The sequence below is a fragment of the Nocardioides sp. CCNWLW216 genome, from assembly GCF_037120545.1.
Taxonomy (GTDB): Bacteria; Actinomycetota; Actinomycetes; order Propionibacteriales; family Nocardioidaceae; genus Nocardioides; species Nocardioides lianchengensis.
The window spans coordinates 1-19850 of sequence record NZ_JBBBBJ010000020.1; the positions used below are offsets into that span (position 1 = coordinate 1).

The following is a 19850-nucleotide window of genomic DNA, read 5'->3' on the forward strand; positions in this document are numbered from 1 at the left end:
GGGGGTGGGGGGGCGGGCCCCGCCCCCGCGTAACCGCTTGGTCCCCCGCACTCGGTCCGCGCTGCAGCGCGTCCCTAGGGCGGCGAACATCGCGTTACAGCTCGGCCGGCGGGCCCAGCGACTCGGCCAGCCGCGGCGCCCAGACCACCTTGCCGAGGAACCGGTCGGCGTCGGCCGAGGTGGCCAGCCAGGCGGCGCAGCGGCCGACGGCGTCGGCGGGCGAGGAGTCGAAGCCGCGGTCGGCGATGGCGGCCGTGCCGCCGCGGGCGGCGCCGGACTCGGTGACCACGAAGCCCGGGTCGACGTTGAAGGCGCGGACCCCGGCGGCGCGGTACTCCGCGTTCACCGCGCCCGCGATCCGGCCGAAGGCGGCCTTGGCCGAGGAGTAGCCGAGCCCCCAGCCGCCCTCGCCGGGCGGGGCGGGCGGGTCGATGGTGGCGGAGGCGGAGCAGACGGCGACGACCGTGCCGCCGCCCCCGGCGGCCATGGCCGGCAGCACGGCCTGGACCAGCGCGACCTGGTGCACGTGGTTGGCCTCCAGGCTGCGTCCCAACGCGTCGAGGTCGAGGTCGAGCAGCCGGGCGTGCGGGACGTGGCTGATCGCGTTGAGCACGAGCAGGTCGATGCGGTCCCACTCAGCGAGCACGCTCGCCGCCGCCGCGCGGACCGAGCCGAGGTCGTGGAGGTCCATCCGGACCGGCAGCGCGCGGGCGCCGTACGACGAGAGCTCGCGGGCGGTCGTCTCCAGGCTGCCCGACACGGCGTGCACGAGCGGCCCCTCCGCGGCGGTCCGGGCCGGCACCGTGCCGGTCCCCTCGACCTCGGTGCGCGCGGTGAACGCGACGTCGTACCCCTCGCGCGCCAGCACCAGCGCCGTCTCGCGGCCGATCCCCCGGCTCGCGCCGGTCACGAGGGCAACAGGGCGGTCCACGGGGGGCATGATGCCCGCTAGGTTCCCGTCATGCAGTACGACGTGATCGCGCCCGTCGCGGCCGGCACCACCGCCGACCCCGCCTGGATCGCCGCCTGGGCCGAGCACGTCGAGGCCTGCGGGTTCGACGGCGTGGTGGTCGTCGAGCACGCGGTGGTGGCGGCCGGCTACACCAGCACCTACCCGTACGACGCCTCCGGCCGGATGGAGCTGCCGGACGACTGCGACGTGCCGGACCCGCTCGAGCTGCTGGCCTTCCTCGCCGGGCGGACCACGACCCTCGGCCTCGCGACCGGCGTGCTGGTGCTCCCCGACCACCACCCGGTCGTGCTGGCGAAGCGGCTGGCCACCCTCGACGCGCTCTCGGGCGGGCGCCTCCGACTGTGCGTCGGGATGGGCTGGATGCGCGAGGAGGTGGAGGCCTGCGGGGTGGACTTCGAGAGTCGCGGCCGTCGTGCGGACGAACAGCTCCAGGTCCTCACCACGCTGTGGTCCGACCACGGACCGGAGGGGGTGGACCACCACGGCGAGTTCTTCTCCTTCCGCGGCGCGATGTCCTACCCCAAGCCGGTGCGCCCCGGCGGGATCCCTGTGCACGTCGGCGGCCACAGCCGGGCGGCCGCGCGCCGCGCCGGCCGGTACGGCGCCGGCCTGCAGCCGCTCGGCGTGGCCGGCGAGGAGCTCGCGGGGCTGGTCGCGCTGATGCGCGAGGAGGCCACCCGCGTTGGGCGCGACCCGGAGGCGCTCGAGCTGACCCTGGGCCACCTGGTCGACCGGGTCGACGCGGCGAAGGCGGAGCGGCTGGCCGCCCTCGGGGCCGACCGCCTGGTGCTCGCGACCGCGCCGACCGCGGACCTCGACCGGGCCCGGGACGCCCTGTCGGCCTGCGCCGGACGGCTGGGGCTGTGAGCCCCGAGGACACGCTGGCCGTCCACGACCTGGTGCACCGCTACGCGGCGTACGTCGACGACCGCGACCTCGACCGGGCCGCCGCGCTGTTCACGCTGGACGGCGTGCTGGTGCCCGCGCGCCGCGAGCCGGTCGCCGGGCGGCCCGCCGTACGGAAGGCGCTCGGCGCGCTCGAGCGGGTCAGGAGGACCGCCCACGAGATCGGCGGCATCGTGCTGGACCGCACCGGCCCGCACGCGGTGACGGGCCGGGTCACCGCGGTCGCGCACCACGTCGACGAGGGGACCGACCACGTGTGGCACCTGGTCTACCGCGACGAGTACCGGCGGATCGCCGGCCACTGGTTCTTCGCACGCCGGGAGCTGGACCTGCGGTTCGCCGAGGAGCGGCAGGTCGGCCGATGAGCCCCCGGGTCAGCGCGGTCACCGGCGGCGCCCGCGGCATCGGCGGCGCGGTGACCCGCCGGCTCGCCGGCCGCGGCGACCTGGTGGTGCTGGTCGACGTCGACGGCCCGGCGGCCGAGGTCACCGCAGCCGAGGTCGAGGCCGCGGGCGGGCACTGCCGGACGGTCGTCGGCGACGTCACCGAGGACGCGACGGTCGGCCGCCTGGTCGAGGCGGTGCAGGACCTCGGTCGGCTCGACGTGCTGGTGAACAACGTCGGCGACTTCCGGCCCGCGTCGCGCACCTTCCTGCACAGCACCCGCCAGCAGCGCCGGCGGCTGCACGACCTGAACCTCGGCCACGTCCTCGAGGTCACCCACGCCCTGCTGCCGGTGATGGTCGAGCAGGGCTCGGGGGCGGTGGTCAACAACGCGACCGTCGAGGCGTTCCGCGGCATCCCGGGGCACGCGGCGTACTCGGCTTTCAACGCCGGCGTCGTCGCCTTCACCCGCAGCCTGGCCGTCGAGGCCGGGCCGTACGGCGTCCGCGTCAACGCCGTCGCGCCCGACCTGGCCGACACCGATCAGACCCCGGCGGCGGCGATGCTGCGCGGGCGTGACCCCGCGTCGGTCCCCTGGTGGGTGCCGCTGGGCCGGTTCGGGCGGCCGGACGACTACGCGGCCGTGGTCGACTTCCTCGCTTCCGACGACGCCCGGTTCGTCACCGGGCAGACTGTCGCCGTGGACGGAGGGACTCTCGCGGCGTCCGGCTGGTACCGCCGCGCCGACGGCAAGGGCTGGACCAACCTCCCGGACCGCCCGTGACGGCGCCCGCCGACGGGTCGGCGTGGTCCGACTCCTCGGCGCGGGCGGTGCTCCAGCTGATGGTGGAGTCGGTCGCCGAGATGATCGGATTCGAGACCGCCGTGCTGTCCGTGGTCCTCGACGGCCTGCTGGTCACCGTCGCCTACACCGGGTCCGAGGAGTGGCGCGAGTACGTCTTCGAGCACGCCGACCCGATCTCGAGCCTGGACCAGGTCGCGGAGCAGGGCACCAGCTGGGGCCGGTTCACCTTCCTGGCCGCCGAGGAGTACGACGGCGAGCTCGACGGCAGCTGGTTCGTCGCGGCCGACGAGCCGCTCGACGTCCCCGACGCGTGGCACCCGCTCGACGCCCTGATCGGCTTCCTCCGCGACGACGACGGCACCCTGGTCGGCTGCCTGTCGGTCGACCGCCCGATCTCGCGGATGCGGCCCGACGGCGCCCAGCGGCGGCTCCTGGAGCGGTACGCCGCCCAGACCGAGCGCGCCGTCCTCACCGCCTTCGAGCGCGAGGAGCTGGTCCAGCAGATCGCGCACGCCGAGGCGGCCCGCCGCCTGGTCCGGTCCGCGTCGATGCCGGCCCACGCGTCGCTGCAGGCGGTGCTCGAGTACACCCACCACCCGCTCGTCGAGGGGTTCACCGCCTCCGGCTCGTGGATCCAGGTCCTCGGGACCGACGGCCCGTCGATCGGGTACGCCCGGTCGCGCGACAGCGACGTGGTCACGCTGCCCGACCCGATGGTCGAGATGGCCCGCGAGGTGGCCCCGCGGCTGTGGGCCGAGCAGCGGGCCGTGGTCGTCACCGCCGACGGCTCCCCGGTCCCGCCCGGCACCGACGTGGGCGACCGGGTGCGCGCGCTGGCGACCGAGCAGCTGGCGGACTTCGAGCTGGCGTCGGCGCTCGCCGTACCCCTCGGTGCGGGCGGCGAGTGCGTCGGCCTGCTGGTGCTCACCCGACGGCCCGACGACCCGAGCTGGTCGGCCGTCGAGGCCGCCTCCGCGCAGGAGATCGGGCACGACCTGGGCGCGGCGCTGGTCACCGCCCGGGCCCTGGAGCGCGAGCGCAACCTGGTCCGCGAGCTGCAGCAGCTCGACGACTACCGCACCCAGCTGATCGCGACCCTCTCCCACGAGCTGCGCACGCCGCTGACCGTCATCTCCGGCAACCTGGAGATGCTCGGCGAGCTCGACCTGGAGGAGACGGCCCGGCGCTACCACCAGGCGATGACCCGCGGCACCCACCGGATGGGCAAGGTCGTCGACGACCTGCTGCTGCTCGCCCGGGTCAGCGACCCGCAGCACCCGCTGGTGCCGGTCCCCGTCGACGTCGGCGCGGTGACCGCCGACGTCGTCGCGCTCGTCGGGTCGACCGCGCGGGCCAAGGGCCTGCACCTGCGCGTCGACCTCGGGCCCGGCGGCCTCGTCGTCCCCGGGGACGCGAACGAGATCGACCAGGTGGTCGGCAACCTGACCAGCAACGCGGTGAAGTACACCCAGGCCGGCGGCACCGTCTCGGTCTGCGCCGCCCGCCGCGACGACACGGTCGTCGTCGAGGTCGCCGACGACGGCCTCGGGATCTCCGAGGAGGACCAGGTCGGGCTGTTCCGCGCCTTCTTCCGCACCACCAATCCCGACGCCCTCCGCGAGCCCGGCACCGGCCTCGGCCTGGCCATCGTGGCCACCATCGTCGAGCGGCACCGCGGGTCGGTCCGGGTCAGCTCGGAGCTGGGGCGCGGGACGACGTTCACGGTCACCCTGCCCACCGGGGGTTGAGGAGGGACGAAGTCCCGTCTCGAAACCGCCTCCGCACCCGACAGACCATGCCGACTCCCGGCTCACCGGGTTTCGAGACGGTCGCTGCGCGACCTCCTCAACCACCGGAGGGTCGGAACCAGCGACGCCAGTCGTCCTGGCGGGTGTAGCCGGCAGCCCGCCAGGAGGCGTCGCCGAGCTCGTTGCCCTCCAGCACCATCGCGTCGAAGCGGCCGGCGCCGAGGGCGCGGAGCCGCTCCTCGGCCCGCTCGACCAGCAGCCGACCGAGGCCGCGGCGCCGGTGGTCGGGGCGTACGGCGAGCCGGTAGAGGTGGGCCCGCCACCCGTCCCAGCCGGCGATCACCGTGCCGACGATCTCGCCGTCGACCGTCGCGAGGAGCAGCGCGGACGGGTCGCGCGCCAGCAGCCCGGTGATCATCTCCGGCCGGTCGGTGGGCCGGGACTCGTTCTCGCCGGCGAACGCCCAGAAGGCGACCAGCGCCTCGGCGTCGTCGTCCACGGCCGACCGCAGCGTCACCTCGTCCACGCGGGCGATCCTAGGATCCCGACGTGACCGACCGCCTGCGCGCCGTACCCGCCGACCGGATGCACCTGTTGCTGATGCTGGCGCTGACCTTCGGGACGGGGATCGTCGACGCCGTCGGCTACCTCGGCCTGGACCGGGTGTTCACCGGGAACATGACCGGCAACGTGGTCATCCTCGGCATGGCGCTCGTCGGCGCCGACGACCTGCCGGTGCTCGGCCCGGTGCTCGCGCTGGTCGGGTTCATGGCCGGGGCCGCGCTCGGCGGCCGGGTGCTGAAGCGGGCGGCCGGGGCGTGGACGCGGCGGACCACGCTCCTGTTCGCCGGGGTGGGCGTGGTGATGGTCGCGCTGGCCGTGGTCCTGTGGGTGGTCGAGGACGACCTGGCCGAGCCGCTCGCGCTCGCGGTGACCACCCTGCTCGGGGCGGCGATGGGCGTGCAGGCGGCCGCAGCCCGGTTCATCGCGGTCAAGGACGTCACCACGGTGGTGGTCACCTCGACCATCACCGGCCTGGCCGCCGACTCGGTGCTCGGCAGCGGCAAGGGCGGGGGCAGCGGCCGACGGGCGGCGGCCGTGGTCCTGATCCTCGCCGGCGCGGCCGCGGGTGCCGCCCTGCTGAAGTGGCACCTGGGCGCGGGCCTGGTCGTCGCCGGCGTCATCGTCCTGGCCGTGACGGTGGTGGGTGCCGTGCACGCCCGCGGGAGTGCCACGATCGGGGCATGAGCTACCTCCCCGACCCCGCCCGCTACGACGCGATGGAGTACCGCCGCGTCGGCCGCAGCGGCCTGGACCTCCCCGCGATCAGCCTCGGCCTGTGGCACAACTTCGGCGACGACGTGCCGTTCGAGCGGCAGGCCGCGACCCTGCAGCGGGCGTTCGACCACGGCATCACCCACATCGACCTGGCCAACAACTACGGGCCGCCGTACGGCTCGGCCGAGGAGAACTTCGGGCGGCACCTGCAGCAGTCCTTCGCCGGCCTGCGCGACGAGCTGGTGATCTCGACCAAGGCCGGCTGGGACATGTGGCCGGGTCCCTACGGCCAGGTCGGCGGCTCGCGGAAGTACCTCGTGGCCAGCCTCGACCAGTCGCTGCGGCGCATGGGCCTCGACTACGTCGACATCTACTACCACCACCGCCCGGACCCGCGGACGCCGCTCGAGGAGACGATGGGCGCCCTCGACGCGATCGTCCGCTCGGGCAAGGCGCTGTACGTCGGCGTCTCGTCGTACTCCCCCGCGCGGACGCTGGAGGCGGCCGCGATCCTCGCCGACCTGGGTACGCCGCTGCTGATCCACCAGCCGTCGTACTCGGTCCTGAACCGGTGGGTCGAGGGCGACGGCCTGCTCGACACGCTGGAGGAGGTCGGCGCCGGCTGCATCGCGTTCTCGCCGCTGGCCCAGGGGCTGTTGACCGACAAGTACCTCGACGGCGTGCCCGAGGGCTCGCGGGCCACGCAGGGCAAGTCCCTCGACCGCGACTCGATCACGCCCGAGATGGTGGCGCTGCTGCGCTCGCTGAACGAGATCGCGGCCGAGCGCGGACAGTCGCTGGCCCAGCTGGCGCTGCAGTGGGCGCTGCGCGACCCGCGGATGAGCTCGCTGGTCATCGGCGCCTCCAGCCCCGAGCAGCTCGACCGCAACGTCGCCGCGCTGAGCGGTCCGGCGTTCACCGACGAGCAGCTGGCCGCGATCGAGCAGCACTCCACCGACTCCGGCATCGACCTGTGGCAGGCGGCCCGGCTGGGCGAGTGAGCTAGTGCTGCCCGGCGGCGAAGTTGCGGAGGAGGGGCCGGTCGTCGCCGGTGCGGACGGCCCAGACCAGCTCGCTGCGGTGGTCGCTGCCCTCCAGCGGGAGCGCGACGACGCCGTCGGGCGCGACGAGCAGCGCGCTCGCGGGAGCGACCGTGACACCGACCCCGGCCCGCACGAGGTGCAGCAGGGTGGCCCAGGACGACCCGACCTGGACGATCTCGGGCACCCGTCCGTCCTCGACGACCGGCGCCAGGTTGCGCTCGGTCGCCAGCGCGCCGGCGTCGGGCGGGAAGAAGACGAACGGGTCGCCCGCCAGCTCCGGCGCCCGCACGCTCGGGCGGGAGGCGAGGCGGTGGCCGGCCGGGACGACCGCGACGAACGGCTCGACGTGGAAGGTCGTGCAGGTGACGTCGTCGCGCGGGTCGGGGTCGCGGACGACGGCGATGTCGAGCTCGCCGCGGGTCAGCAGCTCGAGCAGCCGTGCCGTGTAGCCCTCGGTGAGCGCGACCTGGACCCGCGGCCAGCGCTCCCGGAAGGACTGCACGTGCTGGACCGGACCGAGCGGCAGCGCCGAGCTGACGAACCCGACGTCGAGCCGACCCTCCTCGCCCCGCCCGACCCGGACCGTCTCCTCCAGGTCGCGCCGCACCTGGCCGAGCAGCGCGCGGGCCCGGTCGCGCAGCACCGAGCCGGCCGGGGTGAGCGCGACGCTGCGCGAGGTCCGGGTCAGCAGCAGGACCCCGAGCTCGCGCTCCAGCCGGCGGATCTGCTGCGACAGCGCGGGCTGGGCGACCCGCAGCCGCTCCGCCGCGCGACCGAAGTGCAGCTCCTCGGCGACCGCCACGAACGCGCGGAGCAGACGCAGCTCGACATCCATGCATTCAGATTATCGATCCTCGTGAACAAGTCTTGGAGTTATCTCGACGGAGCACGAACACTGGACGCATGACCAGCACGATCACCATCGACGACCTCCGCGACGACACCGACGCCCACGCCTTCCGGCGACTCAACGAGGAGTGGATCGGCCAGTACTTCGCCCTGGAGGCCGAGGACCGCCGCCAGCTCGAGGACCCGGTGGGGCAGCTGGTGTCGCCGGGTGGCGCGGTCCTCGTCGCGCGGCTGGGTGACGAGGTGGTCGGCTGCGTCGCCCTGGCCGTGACCCGCCCCGGCGTGATGGACCTGGTCAAGATGGCCGTCTCCCCCGACCACCAGGGCCACGGCATCGGCCGGTCCCTGGTCGCCGCCGCCCTCGACCGGGCCCGCGAGCTCGGCGCCACCCGGCTGGAGCTGGAGAGCAACCGCCGGCTGGCGTCCGCCGTGCACCTCTACGAGCAGCACGGCTTCCGCCACCTCGGCGCCGACGAGCACGAGCCCGGCCCCTACGCCCGCGCCGACGTGGCGATGGCGCTCGACCTCTAGCCGCCTAGCGACCGGCCTCCCAGTCGGCGTACGACGTCGCCCCGATCACCGGGTCGGCGTCCGGTGCGGGGACGATCTCGTCGGCCACGGCGGCCCCGCCGAAGTAGCCGACCGACGGGTCGGCCACGACCACGCGGTCGTCGCCCCGGTCGGCGAGGACCTTCGCCACGAAGGTGTCCATCCGCACCTTCTCGGCGCCCGCGATCTCGACCGTCCCGTCCAGCGGAGCCCCCACCGCGGTCTCGGCCACGAGCCGGGCCACGTCGGCGGCGGCGACCGGCTGGAAACCGATGGGGGCGAGGTGGACGCCGTCGTCGCGGGTGGCGGCGTCGGCGATCCAGGAGACGAACTCGAAGAACTGGGTCGCCCGGACGATCGAGTACGGCACGCCGGACTCGACGATCAGCTGCTCCTGGGCCACCTTGGCGCGCAGGTAGCCGCTGCCGGGGAGCCGTTCGGCGCCGACGATGGCGAGCGCGACGTGGTGGCCGACCCCGGCCGCCCGCTCGGCCGCGAGCTGGTTGCGGGTCGAGGTGGTGAAGAAGTCGAGGACCGCCTGGTCCTCCCAGACCGGCGAGTTGGTCACGTCGACGACGACGTCGGCGCCCGCGAACGCCTCGGCCAGCCCGACCCCGGTGATCACGTCGACCCCGCTCTGCGGCGACGCGGCGAGCGCCTCGTGCCCCTGCTCCTGCAGGAGCGCGACGACCTGCGACCCGATGAGCCCGGTTCCCCCGATGACGACGACCTTCATGACATGTGCCTCTCTGACGTCCGGTCCGGCGTCTCCGGCCCGGTTCGTCAGTGCTGACCGGGCAGCCGCCCGATCTGTGACAGCTTGTCGGGCGCCATCACCCAGAGCAGCTGCTCGATGCCGTCGGGCCCGGCCTCGATCGCCAGCACCGCCGCGGGCTCGTCCCCGTGCCGGACCAGCAGCGACGGTCGGCCGTTGGTCTCCAGCCAGGTGATCGTCGATCCGGTCCAGAACCGGTCGCGGAAGGCGGCAAGCACCCGCGCCACCTTCGACCGGCCGACGATCGGCACCCGAGCCGCGTTGCGGGTGACGCCCGCGCCGTCCGACGTGCTGACCACCCCGGCCGCGAGCAGTCGCTCGAGGTCGCCCAGGTCGCCGCCCCGCGCGGCGCTCACGAACGCCTCGAGGAGTCGCCGGTGCTCCGCCCGGTCGACCGGCGCGCTCCGGTGCTCGGCGACGTGCTGGCGGGCCCGGGCCACCACCTGGCGGGTGTTGGCCTCGCTGATCTCCAGGATCTCGGCCACCCGGGGGTAGGGGTAGTCGAACGCCTCGCGCAGCACGTACGCCGCCCGCTCCCGCGCGGGCAGCCGCTCCAGGAGCACCAGCACCGCCGCCTCCAGCGCCTCGCCGTTCTCCGCACCCAGGGCGGGGTCGGCGCTGGTGTCGACCGGCTCGGGCAACCACGGGCCGACGTACACCTCGCGGCGTCGGCGCGCGGAGTCGGCGACGTTGATCGCCAGCCGGGTGGTGACGGTGGTGAGGAAGCCGGCGGGGTTCTCGACGACGCTGCGGTCGGTCTGCTGCCAGCGCAACCAGGCGTCCTGCACGACGTCCTCGGCCTCCGCGACGCTGCCGAGCATCCGGTAGGCGATGCCGAACAGCCGCGGTCGCGACTCGTCGAACGCCTCCAGGCCGGGGTCGGCGACAGTGCTCACGCCGAGCATTCTGCTCGACGGGGGCCCGGGCGGCGTCGTACACGGACGGACACAAGTCGGGGTCGCCCGGTCGCGCTGAGCGTGGGACGTCGCGTCCGGGGCGACTTGTGTCCGTCCGGGTACGAAGCGGGCCGGTGGGACGAGCACCCGTCGGGCACCGGACCTCATGCGCATCGTCATCACCGGGGCCACCGGCAACGTCGGCACCGCCCTGCTCCGCCACCTCGCGTCCACCGGCGACCACGAGCTCGTCGGCCTGGCCCGCCGCATCCCCGACACCCCGACCGTCGGCGGGCGCGAGGTCGAGTGGCACTCGGTCGACCTGACGGCCGCCGAGGACCCGCTCCCCGGGATCTTCGCCGGCGCCGATGCGGTGGTGCACCTGGCCTGGGGCTTCCAGCCCTCGCACGACCTCGACTACCTGGAGCGGCTGGGCGTCGGCGGGACCCGCCGGGTGCTCGCCGCCGTCCGCGCCGCCGGCGTCCCGCACCTGGTCCACCAGTCCTCGCTGGGCGCCTACTCCCCGGCCTCCGACGACCGTCCGGTCGCGGAGTCGTACCCCACCGGTGGCATCCCCACCTCGCCGTACAGCCGGCACAAGGTCGCCGCGGAGCGCCTCCTCGACGCCGCGGAGGGCGGCGACCTGGTGATCACCCGGATGCGCCCGGGCGTCGTCGGACAGCGCGCGGCGGGCAGCGCCCTGATGCGGTACGGCGTGCCCGGCCTGGTCCCGGCGTGGGTCCTCGGGCACCTCCCGCTGCTCCCCCTCGACCGCGGCCTGCGGATCGCCTTCGTGCACGCCGACGACGTCGCCGACGCCCTGGGCCGCGTCCTCGACCAGCGGGCCGGGGGTGCGTTCAACCTGGCCGCCGCGGCACCGCTCACGGCCGCCGATATCGCCGCGGCCTTCGGCGCCCGCCTCGTCCACGTGCCGTCGGCCGTCCTTCGCGCCGGCGTCGACGTGAGCTGGCGGCTGCACCTGCAGCAGATCGACGCCGGCTGGCTCGACATGGGGTTCGCGCTGCCGCACCTCGACTCCAGCCGCGCCCGCTCCGAGCTCGGCTGGATGCCCTCGCGGTCCGCCCCCGAGGTGTTCGCCGAGGTGCTGGACGGGATGCGGACCTCAGCCTCGGGCCCGACCGCCGTCCTCCGACCTCGCTCGCTGGCCCAGACGGTCGGCGACGCCGTACGGCGGGGGCCGGTGGGGCAGCGGCGCACCCCGTGACGCCTGGTCGGGGCAGCCCCGGGGTGACGGAGTCGGGGTCGCCTTCTCGTTGATCGAACGATCGCTCGACGAACAGCCCTCCCTGGTTGAGCGAGCGCTCGATCAACCAGGAGACGACCCCCGCGCCGGACCCTCCAGCGCGGTCGCGACGACCGTCCGGGCCAGCGCGCCGACCTCGACGGGGCCGGCGGCGTCGTACCACTCGACCAGCGAGTTCACCATGCCGAAGACCAGGCGGGAGACCACCTCCGGGTCGAGGTCGTCACGCAGGGAGCCCTCGGCGACCGCGGCGCGGACCAGACCGGCGAGGCGGGCGTCGATCCGGCGCCGGCGGTCGAGGGCGGCGCGTTCCACGGCGGTGTTGCCGCGGACGCGGAGCAGCAGGGTGACGGCCGGCTGGTGGGCGACGAGGAGACGGACGCTGTCCTCGACCACCCGGCGCAGGCGCGGGTACGCCGCCCCGCCCCCGTCGGCGGCCGCGTCCACCACGGCGGTCAGCTCGGCGAGCGCCTCGTCGAGGGCCAGCTTGAGCAGCCGTTCCTTGCTCGGAACGTGGTGGTAGAGCGAGGACTTCGACAGCCCGAGCTCGGCGGCCAGGTCGGCCATGCTGACGGCGTCGTAGCCACGGGCGATGAAGAGGTCGATGGCCACCCGCAGCACGGTGGCCTGGTCGTGGCCGGGGCGGCCGCGGCGGACCCGCGTCTCGGTCATGCGTCGAAGTCCACCACGACGCGGTCCGACACGGGCGCGCTCTGGCAGGTGAGCACGTAGCCCGCGTCGACCTCGTCGGGCTCCAGCGCGTAGTTGCGGCGCAGGTCGACCTCGCCCTCGCGGACCAGCGCGCGGCAGGTGCCGCAGACGCCGCCCTTGCAGGCGAAGGGCAGGTCGGCGCGGACCGCCTGCAGGCCGTCGAGCACGCGGCTCTCGCGCGCCACCCGGGTCGTGACCGCGCGACCGTCGAGCACCGCGGTCACCTCGCTCGTCGCCCCGGTCGGCGCCGCCTCGGCCCGGACGACGGCGGGCGGCGGCTCGTCGACGTGGAAGAGCTCGACGTGCACCCGCTCGGGCGGTACGCCGAGGTCCGCGAGCACCGCACGTGCCTCGACGACGAGCGCGTAGGGGCCGCAGACCCAGACGTGGTCGACCCCGTCGACCGGCGCGACCGTGGTCAGCAGCCGACGCAGCCGGTCGGCGTCGAGACGTCCGCTGAACAGGTCCACGTCGCGGGGCTCACGACTCAGCACGTGCACGACCGACAGCCGCGGCCCGTGCCGGTCCTTCAGGTCGGCGAGCTCCTCGGCGAACATCACCGAGCCGCTGGTGCGGTTGCCGTAGAGGAGCGTGACCTCGCCGTCGCCGGACAGCGCGGTCGCGGCGATCGAGAGGAGCGGCGTGATGCCGGACCCGGCGCCGATGCAGAGGTGGCGACCACCCGGCTCCACCCGCCACCGGCCGGTCGGCGGCAGCACCTCGACCGTCGCGCCGGGCGCGACATCGCGGACCAGCCAGCGCGAGAACAGCCCGTCGGGGATCTCGCGCACGCCGATGCGGGGCGGGGCGCCGACGGGGGCGCAGATGGAGTACGAGCGGCGGTGCTCGACGCCGTCGACGACCCGGCGCAGGGTGAGCGACTGGCCGGCCTCGAAGGCGAACACCTCCGCGAGGTCGTCGGGGACGGCGAAGGTCACCGCCACCGCGTCGTCGGTCAGCCGGTCGACCCGGGCCACCTCGAGCAGCGGCATCAGATCTCCTTGACGTGCTGGAAGGGCTCGAGGCACTCCGGGCAGCGGTAGAGCGCGGTGCAGGCCGACGGCCCGAACTCCGAGGTCCGGTCGGCCGCGGCGCCGCAGCGCGGGCAGCGGACCGCCCGCCGGGGCGGGGCCAGGGTGAGGACGACGGGCCCGGCCGGGGCGGGACCCGGCGGGGAGATGCCGTGCTCGGCCAGCGCGGCCCGACCGCGGTCGGTGATCCGGTCGCTGGACCACGGCGGGTCCAGCTCGACCCGGACGCGGACGTCGTCGTACCCCTCCTCGGCGAGGCGGCGGACCAGGTCGTCGCGGATGGTGGCGAGGGCGGGACAGCCGGAGTACGTCGGCGTGATCGCCACCTCGACGCGGCCGCCGACCTCCGCAACAGTGCGGAGCACGCCGAGGTCGGCGATCGTCAGCATCGGCAGCTCGGGGTCGGTGACGGTGGCCGCCACGTCGTAGGCGCTCACCAGCGCCCCTGCGGGTGCGCGCGGGCGACCGACTGCATCTCGGCGAGCAGGTCGGCTAGGTCGTCGGCGAGCTCGCCGCCCTCGTCCGGCCGCTCGAGATCCGCGGCGTCGAGGAGCTGGTCGAGGACCGCCTCCACGTCGTCACGTACGGCGGGGTCGCGGTCCAGCAGCTCGGCCCAGGCGGGGGCGAGCTGCCCGAGCGCGGCCGTCGTACGACGTCGCGACTCCCGCGTCCCGCGGGCCAGCGTGACGACCCAGCGCCCGGACCAGTCGCGGTGGTAGGTCAGCTCCTTGACCCCCTTCGCGGCGACCGCGGCGAGCACCGGGTCGGGGTGGCCGGTCAGCCGCTGCAGCACGGCCAGCCGGACCGTCGAGGCGAGGAAGAGCCGGACGACGGTGTGCCCGAAGTCGCCGTTGGCGAGCGCGGCGGCGCGGGAGCCGGTCCAGGCGGGCGGGTCCCGGAAGAAGGCCAGGGCGTCCTCGGCGGGGACCGGCGAGCCGGCCGGCAGCTCCGGGACGACGCCCGGGTCCGCGACGGCGGCCCGGGCCAGCAGCAGCCGGGCCTGGCCGAGCAGGTCGAGCGCGACGTTCGCGAGGGCCACGTCGGTCTCCAGGTCGGGGGCGCGGCTGCACCACTCCGACAGCCGGTGCGAGAGCAGCAGCGCCTCGTCGCCGAGCCGCAGGCAGAGGGCGGCCAGTGCGACTCGGTCGACGCCGTCGGGGACGTGCGGATCGATGCCGTCGAGCGGGTCCGCGAAGCCGGTGCCGAACGCCCAGTGGGCCGGGTCGGTCGCGTCGAGGCCGTCGTACGGCGATTCATTCACGCGAGCACCCCAGCCCCGCAGGATCTGGGCCCCCGCGGCGTTGTTCGTCGGGGGAGCGAAGCGGAGGAGACGAAGAACGCCGTGGGGTGATCTTAGAGGTGGGGGACATCGCCGACCTCGTAGAACGTCGGGTGCCGGTAGACCTTGTCGCCGGCCGGGTCGAAGAGCGGCTCCTTCTCGTCCGGGCTGGAGGCGGTGATCGCATCGGCGCGGACCACCCAGATCGAGACCCCCTCGTTGCGGCGGGTGTAGACGTCGCGGGCGTTGCGCAGGGCCATCGCGTCGTCGGCCGCGTGCAGCGACCCGACGTGGACGTGGTTGAGCCCGCGCTTGGCGCGCACGAAGACCTCGTAGAGCGGTCCGGTCATCGGCTCGCCGCCTCCCGCACCCAGGCACCGTCGTCGTGGGCCTGCTGCCGGTGGGCGAGGCGCTCGGCGTTGCAGGGCCCGTCCCCGGACACGACCCGCTTCAGCTCGTCCCAGTCGACGTCGTTGCCGGGCAGCGTCACCCCCAGCGCCTCGGCCTGCGGCGCCGTCATCTCGACGAACCTCGCCCGCAGCTCGTCGTTCGTGTGCCGCTTGATGCCCCAGGCCATCGACTGCGCGGTGTTCGGCGACTCGGCGTCGGGCGGGCCGAACATCATCAGCGCCGGCTTCCAGAACCGGTCGACCGACTCCTGCACCATCGCCCGCTGCTCGTCGGTGCCGCGCATCATCGTCATCAGCAGCTCGAAGCCCTGCCGCTGGTGGAACGACTCCTCCTTGCAGATCCGCACCATCGCCCGCCCGTACGGCCCGTACGACGTCCGGCACAGCGGCACCTGGTTGCAGATCGCGGCGCCGTCGACGAGCCAGCCGATCGTGCCGACGTCGGCGTACGACGGGGTGGGGTAGTTGAAGATGGAGGAGTACTTCTGCGCGCCGCTCATCAGCCGCGCCTCCAGCTCGTCGCGGGTGACGCCGAGCGTCTCGGCGGCGGAGTAGAGGTAGAGCCCGTGGCCGGCCTCGTCCTGCACCTTCGCGAGCAGCACCTGCTTGCGCCGCAGGCTGGGCGCGCGAGTGATCCAGGCGCCCTCCGGCTGCATCCCGATCACCTCGGAGTGCGCGTGCTGGGCGATCTGGCGCACCAGGGTCCGCCGGTAGCCTTCCGGCATCCAGTCGCGCGGCTCGATCCGGTCGTGCCGCGCCACCGTCTCCTCGAACTGCCGCTCCAGGTCGTCCACCGCGCCTCCCGCATTTCCCGACCGATCGGTCGGGAAACATGGTGGCACGGCGTGACAGGCGTCACAAGGCCGAGGTCACCGCCCCGTCCACACCGGCGTTCGCTTCTCCGCGAACGCCGCGACCCCCTCGCGGGCGTCGTCGGAGAGCATCACCGGCGTCGCGAGCTCGGTCTGCCGCTCGAAGCCCTCCTCCGCCGACCAGGAGGACGCGTCGTCGACGATCCGCTTGCCGACCGCGACGCTCAGCGGGGCGGACGCGGCGATCGAGGCGGCCAGCCCGAGCGCGACGTCGAGCGCCGTGCCCGGCGGTACGACGCGGTTGACCAGCCCGAGCTCGTGCAGCCGGGACGCCGGCAGCGGCTCGCCGGTCAGCGCCAGCTCCAGGGCGACGGCGCGCGGGAGGCGGGTCCCGATCCGGAGCAGCCCGCCGGCGGCGGCGACCATCCCGCGCCGGGCCTCGGGCAACCCCATCAGCGCGCCGTCCGCGGCGACCACCAGGTCACCGCAGAGCATCAGCTCGAACCCGCCCGCGAGGGCCGCGCCCTCGACGGCGACGACCAGCGGCTTGGTCGGCGGGCGCGCGGTGATGCCCAGCGGACCCCGGCCGTCGGTGATCGGCAGCTCGCCGCGGTTCGCGGCGGCCAGGTCCATGCCCGCGCAGAAGTGGTCACCGGCGCCGGTCAGCACCAGCACTCGTACGGCGGGGTCCGCCTCCGCGTCGTCCAGCGCGCGCTCGAGTGCGACCGCGGTGCGGTGGTCGATCGCGTTGCGCACCGCGGGGCGGTCCAGGGTGATCACCGCGACCGCCCCCTCCCGCGAGGTCCGCACCGGGGCGGGCGGCGGCGCGGGGAGCTCCAGGCGCGCGGACGTGTCGACGGTCAGCCCGCCGCCGTCGTAGGTGACCCGGGTCCGCAGCAGGTCGGCCTCGTCCAGGACGCCGAGGGTCGGCCCGTCCTCGATCCGCAGCAGCACCCGGGCCCCGTCGTCGGCGATCACGCTGAGGATCGCGGCCTCCGCCGTACCGTCGCGGTCGAACGGGCGGGTGACCGCCTCCACGACCCCGGACCCCTCGAGCGTGGTGCGGACCGGGCGCGGGGCGGGGCGCTCGAAGGCCGGGGTGAGGTGGGCGTAGGCCCGCGCGGGCGGAGTCGCCGCGTAGACGCCGATCGCGTGCTTGGTCGCGTACCAGCCCAGTGACGTCGACAGCCCGACCTGCGCGGGCGCCGCCCGCAGCAACGGCACCATCGTGGCGATCGCGTGGCTGCCGTAGTTGTTGCCGGGCCCGCCGCCGAAGGTCAGCCCGCCGGTCACGCTGAGCGGCCGGTCGGGGTCGTCGAGCGGCAGGCCGAGCGCGTGCGCGCCGAGCTGCACCGCGGCCGGAAAGCAGGAGTAGAGGTCGACCAGGTCGACGTCCTCGATCGCCAGCCCGGCGTGGTCGAGGACCGCTGCGCCCGCGGCCGCGATGGCCGGCGAGGCGGCCAGGTCGGCCCGCTCGGAGACGAACCACTCGTCGGTCGCCGACGCCCCGGCGTGCACGAACACCCACTTCTCCTGCGGTACGCCGGCCGCCTCGGCCGCGGCCACGCTGGTCAGCACGATCCCCGTCGCCAGGTCGACCTGGAGGTTGGCGCACATCAGCTTCGTGTACGGGTCGCTCACCCAGCGGTTGCCCGGCGCCGGGTCGGCGACCTCGGCGGCCGTGCGGGCGGTCGGGTCCCAGGCGAACGGGTTGCGCGCGGCCACCTCCGACAGCCGCGACCAGAGCCGGCCCAGGGTGGCGCGGTGGTCGTCGTACGACGTGCCGGCGCGGCCGCGCAGCGCCGACTCGACCAGCGCGTAGGCGTAGATCGGCGCGCCCAGCCCGACCGCGGTCTCGGCCTCGTTGTTGGCCGGCCGGTCGACCCCGATCATCCGGTCCGGGCGCTCGTCCTCGGCGACCCGCGGCCAGTCGGGCGTCCGCCCCGCCGCCTGCAGCGCGGCCACGGTGGCGCCGGCCTCCGCCCCCGTCAGGAGTACGACGTCCGCGTGCCCGTCGACCACCTGCTGGGCCGCGTCGTTGACGACCAGCTGCGCACCGTCGCCGCCGTACGGCGAGGACTGCACGGTGCCGGCCTGCGTCGCCCCGACCAGCTCCGCGACCCGGCCCGCCTGGTTGCCGTAGGTCCAGCTCGCGCTCGGCACGGCGTACACGAGGTCGGCCTGCGCGAGCAGGTCGGCGGTGGCGCCGCTGTCCGCGACGGCCCCGCGCAGCGCCTCGACGGACAGCGCGACCGGCTCGCGCGGGACGCTCAGGTCGGGCTTGCGCTGCACCAGCTGCCCGACACCGACGATGACCGGCGTGCGCGGGTCGAGCTCGCGGCCGGTGGCGTGGTGGCGGACCGGGTCGCGGGACAGCCGGAGCCGCGCGCCGCCCCCGGACACGACCTGCTCGAGCGCGGCCAGCGACTCGGCCAACGCGACCTCGACGCTGCGGACCGCGGTGAGCCCGACCGGGCCGCGGACCGGTGCGCCGTCGAGACCGCCGTCGAGGCGGACCGCCGTACCGCCCTCGGCCGGGGCGAGCGTGCACCACAGCCCGATGACGATGCCCATCGGGCCGGTGCCGCGCAGCGCGAAGCCCTCCGGACCGGCCGCCTCGACGCTCCAGCGTGCCTGGGCGGGGATGTCCATGAGCCGGATCTGCTGGGTGAACTCCTCCCCGGCACGCAGCCGGCCCGGCCGTTCCCCGCGCCAGGCGGCGTGCAGGGTCAGCCAGTCCGCGGTGCGGTCGAGGTCGAGGACGGCCTCGGCGACGACCTCGGGCGGCGCCGGCAGCAGCCGGGTCGAGCTGACCTGCCGCGCGAACGCCTCCAGGCCCGCCGGAGGGGGAACGTCGGGACCGCCCTCCCTGACGGCCCCGACGCCCGATCGAGTGGAGACGGCGGCGCGCGCGACGCTCACCAGGGTGCGGGCCGTGCGGATCAGCTTCGCCATCTCGTCATCACTTTCCGTCTGGTCAGACTGTTTCTGGGACACTACGGTAGCGCCATGGACGAGCGGCCGCGCAGGACCCAGGCCGAGCGCACCGCCGCCACCCGCGCCCTGCTCGTCGACGCGGCCTTCGCGTGCCTGCTGGAGAAGGGGTACGGCGCCACCACCGTCGGCGCCGTCCAGGAGCGCGCGGGCGTCGCGCGCGGCACGCTGCTGCACCACTTCCCGACCCGGGCCGCGCTGATGGTCGGCGTGGTCGAGGACATCGCCGCGCGGCGGCTCGCCGTCCTCGCCTCCGACGCCGGGCCGCCGCCCGGCCACGGCTGGGACGCCGTCGTCGACCTGGTCTGGCGCGACCTGCAGAGCCCGGCCTTCCTCGCCGCCCTGGAGCTCTGGGTCGCCGCCCGCACCGACGACGCCCTGCTCGAGGCGTTGGTCCCCCTCCAGGCCCGGCTCTTCGGCGCCATCCACCGCGCGGTCACCGCCCTGATCGGCGACGACCCGCGCGCGCCCACCCTCGTGCAGTTCACGATCGACCTGCTCACCGGTACGACGATGACCGGCATGCTCGGCCCCGGCCGCGAGCAGACGGCCGTGGTCGTCCAGCGCTGGAAGGAAGCCCTCGTGACGCTGACGGAGACCGGACGATGAGGGAACGACGCCGGCTGCGCCAGGCCCACCACTACGACAAGCCGGCGCTGACGATCACCACGGCCGCGTCGCCGGACGCAGCCCTCGACACCCTCGTCGCCGGTCTGGTCGCCGCCAAGGCCGAGCTGGTCAGGCGGGACCACGGGTCCGCCACGCTGCAGCTCGGCTCCTTCGTCCGGTCCTGGATCTTCAGCGACACGATGCTGCTCGACGTCGTCCGCCCACTCCGCACCTGGGGGATGCGGGCCACCGTGGACCTCCGGGTCCTCGACGTGGCGCCCCCGACGCAGGTCCGGGTCGCCCTGACCAAGGTCGACGAGCACCGCGAGACCATCCCGCACGTGCTCGCCGCGGTCGACGTCGCCGCGCAGGTGCTGCGGGACCGAGGCCTCGTCACCGAGGTCGGCGAGGTCGAGCACGGGCCGTGACCTGCAGAAGGGGGGCGGGCCGCCGCACGGGGGGGGGTCCGGCCCCCCCCTAGGGGGGGACGGCGCCCCCCGGCCCCGAGAACCCCCCCCCCGGGGGGGGGCCCCC

At 75.0% G+C, this 19850-nt stretch carries 22 protein-coding genes; 10 read left to right on the top strand and 12 right to left on the bottom strand.

The features are described 5' to 3' along the window. Positions 1 to 94 precede the first annotated feature (94 nt). The gene (locus V7S47_RS25365) at positions 95 to 931 is read right to left on the bottom strand and encodes an SDR family NAD(P)-dependent oxidoreductase (protein WP_336564213.1); all 837 of its coding nucleotides are present in this window, start codon (positions 929 to 931) and stop codon (positions 95 to 97) included. Between the two features lie 30 nt (positions 932 to 961). On the opposite strand from V7S47_RS25365, the gene V7S47_RS25370 reads away from it, so the two are divergent. Genes V7S47_RS25370 through V7S47_RS25385 form a run of 4 tightly spaced genes read left to right on the top strand, consistent with a single transcriptional unit; the run spans position 962 to position 4816 of the window. After that, positions 962 to 1840 (top strand): TIGR03619 family F420-dependent LLM class oxidoreductase, encoded by an 879-nt coding sequence (locus V7S47_RS25370; protein WP_336564215.1) that lies wholly within the window; start codon positions 962 to 964, stop codon positions 1838 to 1840. Beyond that, complete coding sequence (locus V7S47_RS25375) at positions 1837 to 2244, top strand: nuclear transport factor 2 family protein (protein ID WP_336564216.1); 408 nt, start codon at positions 1837 to 1839, stop codon at positions 2242 to 2244. Before V7S47_RS25370 ends, V7S47_RS25375 begins: the two co-directional genes overlap by 4 nt. After that, positions 2241 to 3047 (top strand): SDR family NAD(P)-dependent oxidoreductase, encoded by an 807-nt coding sequence (locus tag V7S47_RS25380; RefSeq protein ID WP_336564217.1) that lies wholly within the window; start codon positions 2241 to 2243, stop codon positions 3045 to 3047. The genes V7S47_RS25375 and V7S47_RS25380 overlap by 4 nt, the downstream gene beginning before the upstream one ends. Beyond that, entirely contained in the window at positions 3044 to 4816 is a 1773-nt protein-coding gene (locus V7S47_RS25385; protein ID WP_336564219.1) for a sensor histidine kinase, read from the top strand. The genes V7S47_RS25380 and V7S47_RS25385 overlap by 4 nt, the downstream gene beginning before the upstream one ends. 97 nt (positions 4817 to 4913) lie before the next feature. On the opposite strand, the gene V7S47_RS25390 is transcribed toward V7S47_RS25385, so the two are convergent. Further along, entirely contained in the window at positions 4914 to 5342 is a 429-nt protein-coding gene (locus tag V7S47_RS25390; RefSeq protein WP_442945382.1) for a GNAT family N-acetyltransferase, read from the bottom strand. A gap of 23 nt (positions 5343 to 5365) precedes the next feature. Here V7S47_RS25390 and V7S47_RS25395 point away from each other — a divergent pair, with 23 nt between their 5' ends. Next, positions 5366 to 6064, top strand: a complete 699-nt coding sequence (locus V7S47_RS25395; protein WP_244509321.1) for a DUF1275 family protein — start codon at positions 5366 to 5368, stop codon at positions 6062 to 6064. Then, positions 6061 to 7095 (top strand): L-glyceraldehyde 3-phosphate reductase, encoded by a 1035-nt coding sequence (gene mgrA / locus V7S47_RS25400; protein ID WP_336564220.1) that lies wholly within the window; start codon positions 6061 to 6063, stop codon positions 7093 to 7095. Before V7S47_RS25395 ends, mgrA begins: the two co-directional genes overlap by 4 nt. Before the next feature lies 1 nt (position 7096). Here the strand turns inward: mgrA and V7S47_RS25405 are convergent, their stop codons facing one another. Next, positions 7097 to 7972, bottom strand: coding sequence for a LysR substrate-binding domain-containing protein (locus V7S47_RS25405; RefSeq protein ID WP_336564221.1), 876 nt, complete (start codon positions 7970 to 7972; stop codon positions 7097 to 7099). 68 nt (positions 7973 to 8040) lie between these two features. Between V7S47_RS25405 and V7S47_RS25410 the strand changes: the two genes are divergently transcribed. Further along, on the top strand, positions 8041 to 8517 hold the full coding sequence (locus V7S47_RS25410; RefSeq protein WP_336564223.1) for a GNAT family N-acetyltransferase: 477 nt from the start codon (positions 8041 to 8043) through the stop codon (positions 8515 to 8517). A gap of 4 nt (positions 8518 to 8521) precedes the next feature. Here the strand turns inward: V7S47_RS25410 and V7S47_RS25415 are convergent, their stop codons facing one another. Then, entirely contained in the window at positions 8522 to 9271 is a 750-nt protein-coding gene (locus tag V7S47_RS25415) for an SDR family oxidoreductase (protein ID WP_336564224.1), read from the bottom strand. A 47-nt stretch (positions 9272 to 9318) separates the two neighbouring features. Beyond that, positions 9319 to 10215 (bottom strand): RNA polymerase sigma-70 factor, encoded by an 897-nt coding sequence (locus V7S47_RS25420; RefSeq protein ID WP_442945383.1) that lies wholly within the window; start codon positions 10213 to 10215, stop codon positions 9319 to 9321. Between the two features lie 157 nt (positions 10216 to 10372). Here V7S47_RS25420 and V7S47_RS25425 point away from each other — a divergent pair, with 157 nt between their 5' ends. Next, on the top strand, positions 10373 to 11431 hold the full coding sequence (locus V7S47_RS25425) for an NAD-dependent epimerase/dehydratase family protein (protein WP_336564226.1): 1059 nt from the start codon (positions 10373 to 10375) through the stop codon (positions 11429 to 11431). 102 nt (positions 11432 to 11533) lie between these two features. Here V7S47_RS25425 and V7S47_RS25430 read toward each other — a convergent pair whose 3' ends face one another. The 7 genes from V7S47_RS25430 to V7S47_RS25460 all read right to left on the bottom strand — a co-directional run bounded on the left by V7S47_RS25430 (position 11534) and on the right by V7S47_RS25460 (position 18668). Continuing rightward, a complete protein-coding gene (locus V7S47_RS25430; RefSeq protein ID WP_336564228.1) occupies positions 11534 to 12142 on the bottom strand; it encodes a TetR/AcrR family transcriptional regulator in 609 nt (202 codons plus the stop codon). Next, the gene (paaE, locus tag V7S47_RS25435; RefSeq protein ID WP_336564229.1) at positions 12139 to 13173 is read right to left on the bottom strand and encodes a 1,2-phenylacetyl-CoA epoxidase subunit PaaE; all 1035 of its coding nucleotides are present in this window, start codon (positions 13171 to 13173) and stop codon (positions 12139 to 12141) included. The genes V7S47_RS25430 and paaE overlap by 4 nt, the downstream gene beginning before the upstream one ends. Continuing rightward, positions 13173 to 13649 (bottom strand): 1,2-phenylacetyl-CoA epoxidase subunit PaaD, encoded by a 477-nt coding sequence (gene paaD / locus V7S47_RS25440; RefSeq protein WP_336564230.1) that lies wholly within the window; start codon positions 13647 to 13649, stop codon positions 13173 to 13175. The genes paaE and paaD overlap by 1 nt, the downstream gene beginning before the upstream one ends. Beyond that, positions 13646 to 14473, bottom strand: coding sequence for a 1,2-phenylacetyl-CoA epoxidase subunit PaaC (gene paaC / locus V7S47_RS25445; protein WP_336564231.1), 828 nt, complete (start codon positions 14471 to 14473; stop codon positions 13646 to 13648). Before paaC ends, paaD begins: the two co-directional genes overlap by 4 nt. Before the next feature lie 92 nt (positions 14474 to 14565). After that, positions 14566 to 14841, bottom strand: coding sequence for a 1,2-phenylacetyl-CoA epoxidase subunit PaaB (paaB, locus tag V7S47_RS25450; protein WP_090853776.1), 276 nt, complete (start codon positions 14839 to 14841; stop codon positions 14566 to 14568). Further along, entirely contained in the window at positions 14838 to 15695 is an 858-nt protein-coding gene (paaA, locus tag V7S47_RS25455) for a 1,2-phenylacetyl-CoA epoxidase subunit PaaA (protein WP_336564232.1), read from the bottom strand. The genes paaB and paaA overlap by 4 nt, the downstream gene beginning before the upstream one ends. Before the next feature lie 75 nt (positions 15696 to 15770). Then, positions 15771 to 18668 carry a type II toxin-antitoxin system Rv0910 family toxin gene (locus V7S47_RS25460; protein WP_336564233.1) on the bottom strand — a complete coding sequence of 966 codons (2898 nt, stop codon included), beginning with the start codon at positions 18666 to 18668 and terminating at the stop codon, positions 15771 to 15773. Positions 18669 to 18722: 54 nt separating this feature from the next. On the opposite strand from V7S47_RS25460, the gene V7S47_RS25465 reads away from it, so the two are divergent. After that, positions 18723 to 19316 carry a TetR/AcrR family transcriptional regulator gene (locus V7S47_RS25465; RefSeq protein ID WP_336564234.1) on the top strand — a complete coding sequence of 198 codons (594 nt, stop codon included), beginning with the start codon at positions 18723 to 18725 and terminating at the stop codon, positions 19314 to 19316. Beyond that, a complete protein-coding gene (locus V7S47_RS25470; RefSeq protein WP_336564235.1) occupies positions 19313 to 19744 on the top strand; it encodes a hypothetical protein in 432 nt (143 codons plus the stop codon). Before V7S47_RS25465 ends, V7S47_RS25470 begins: the two co-directional genes overlap by 4 nt. Positions 19745 to 19850 lie beyond the last annotated feature (106 nt).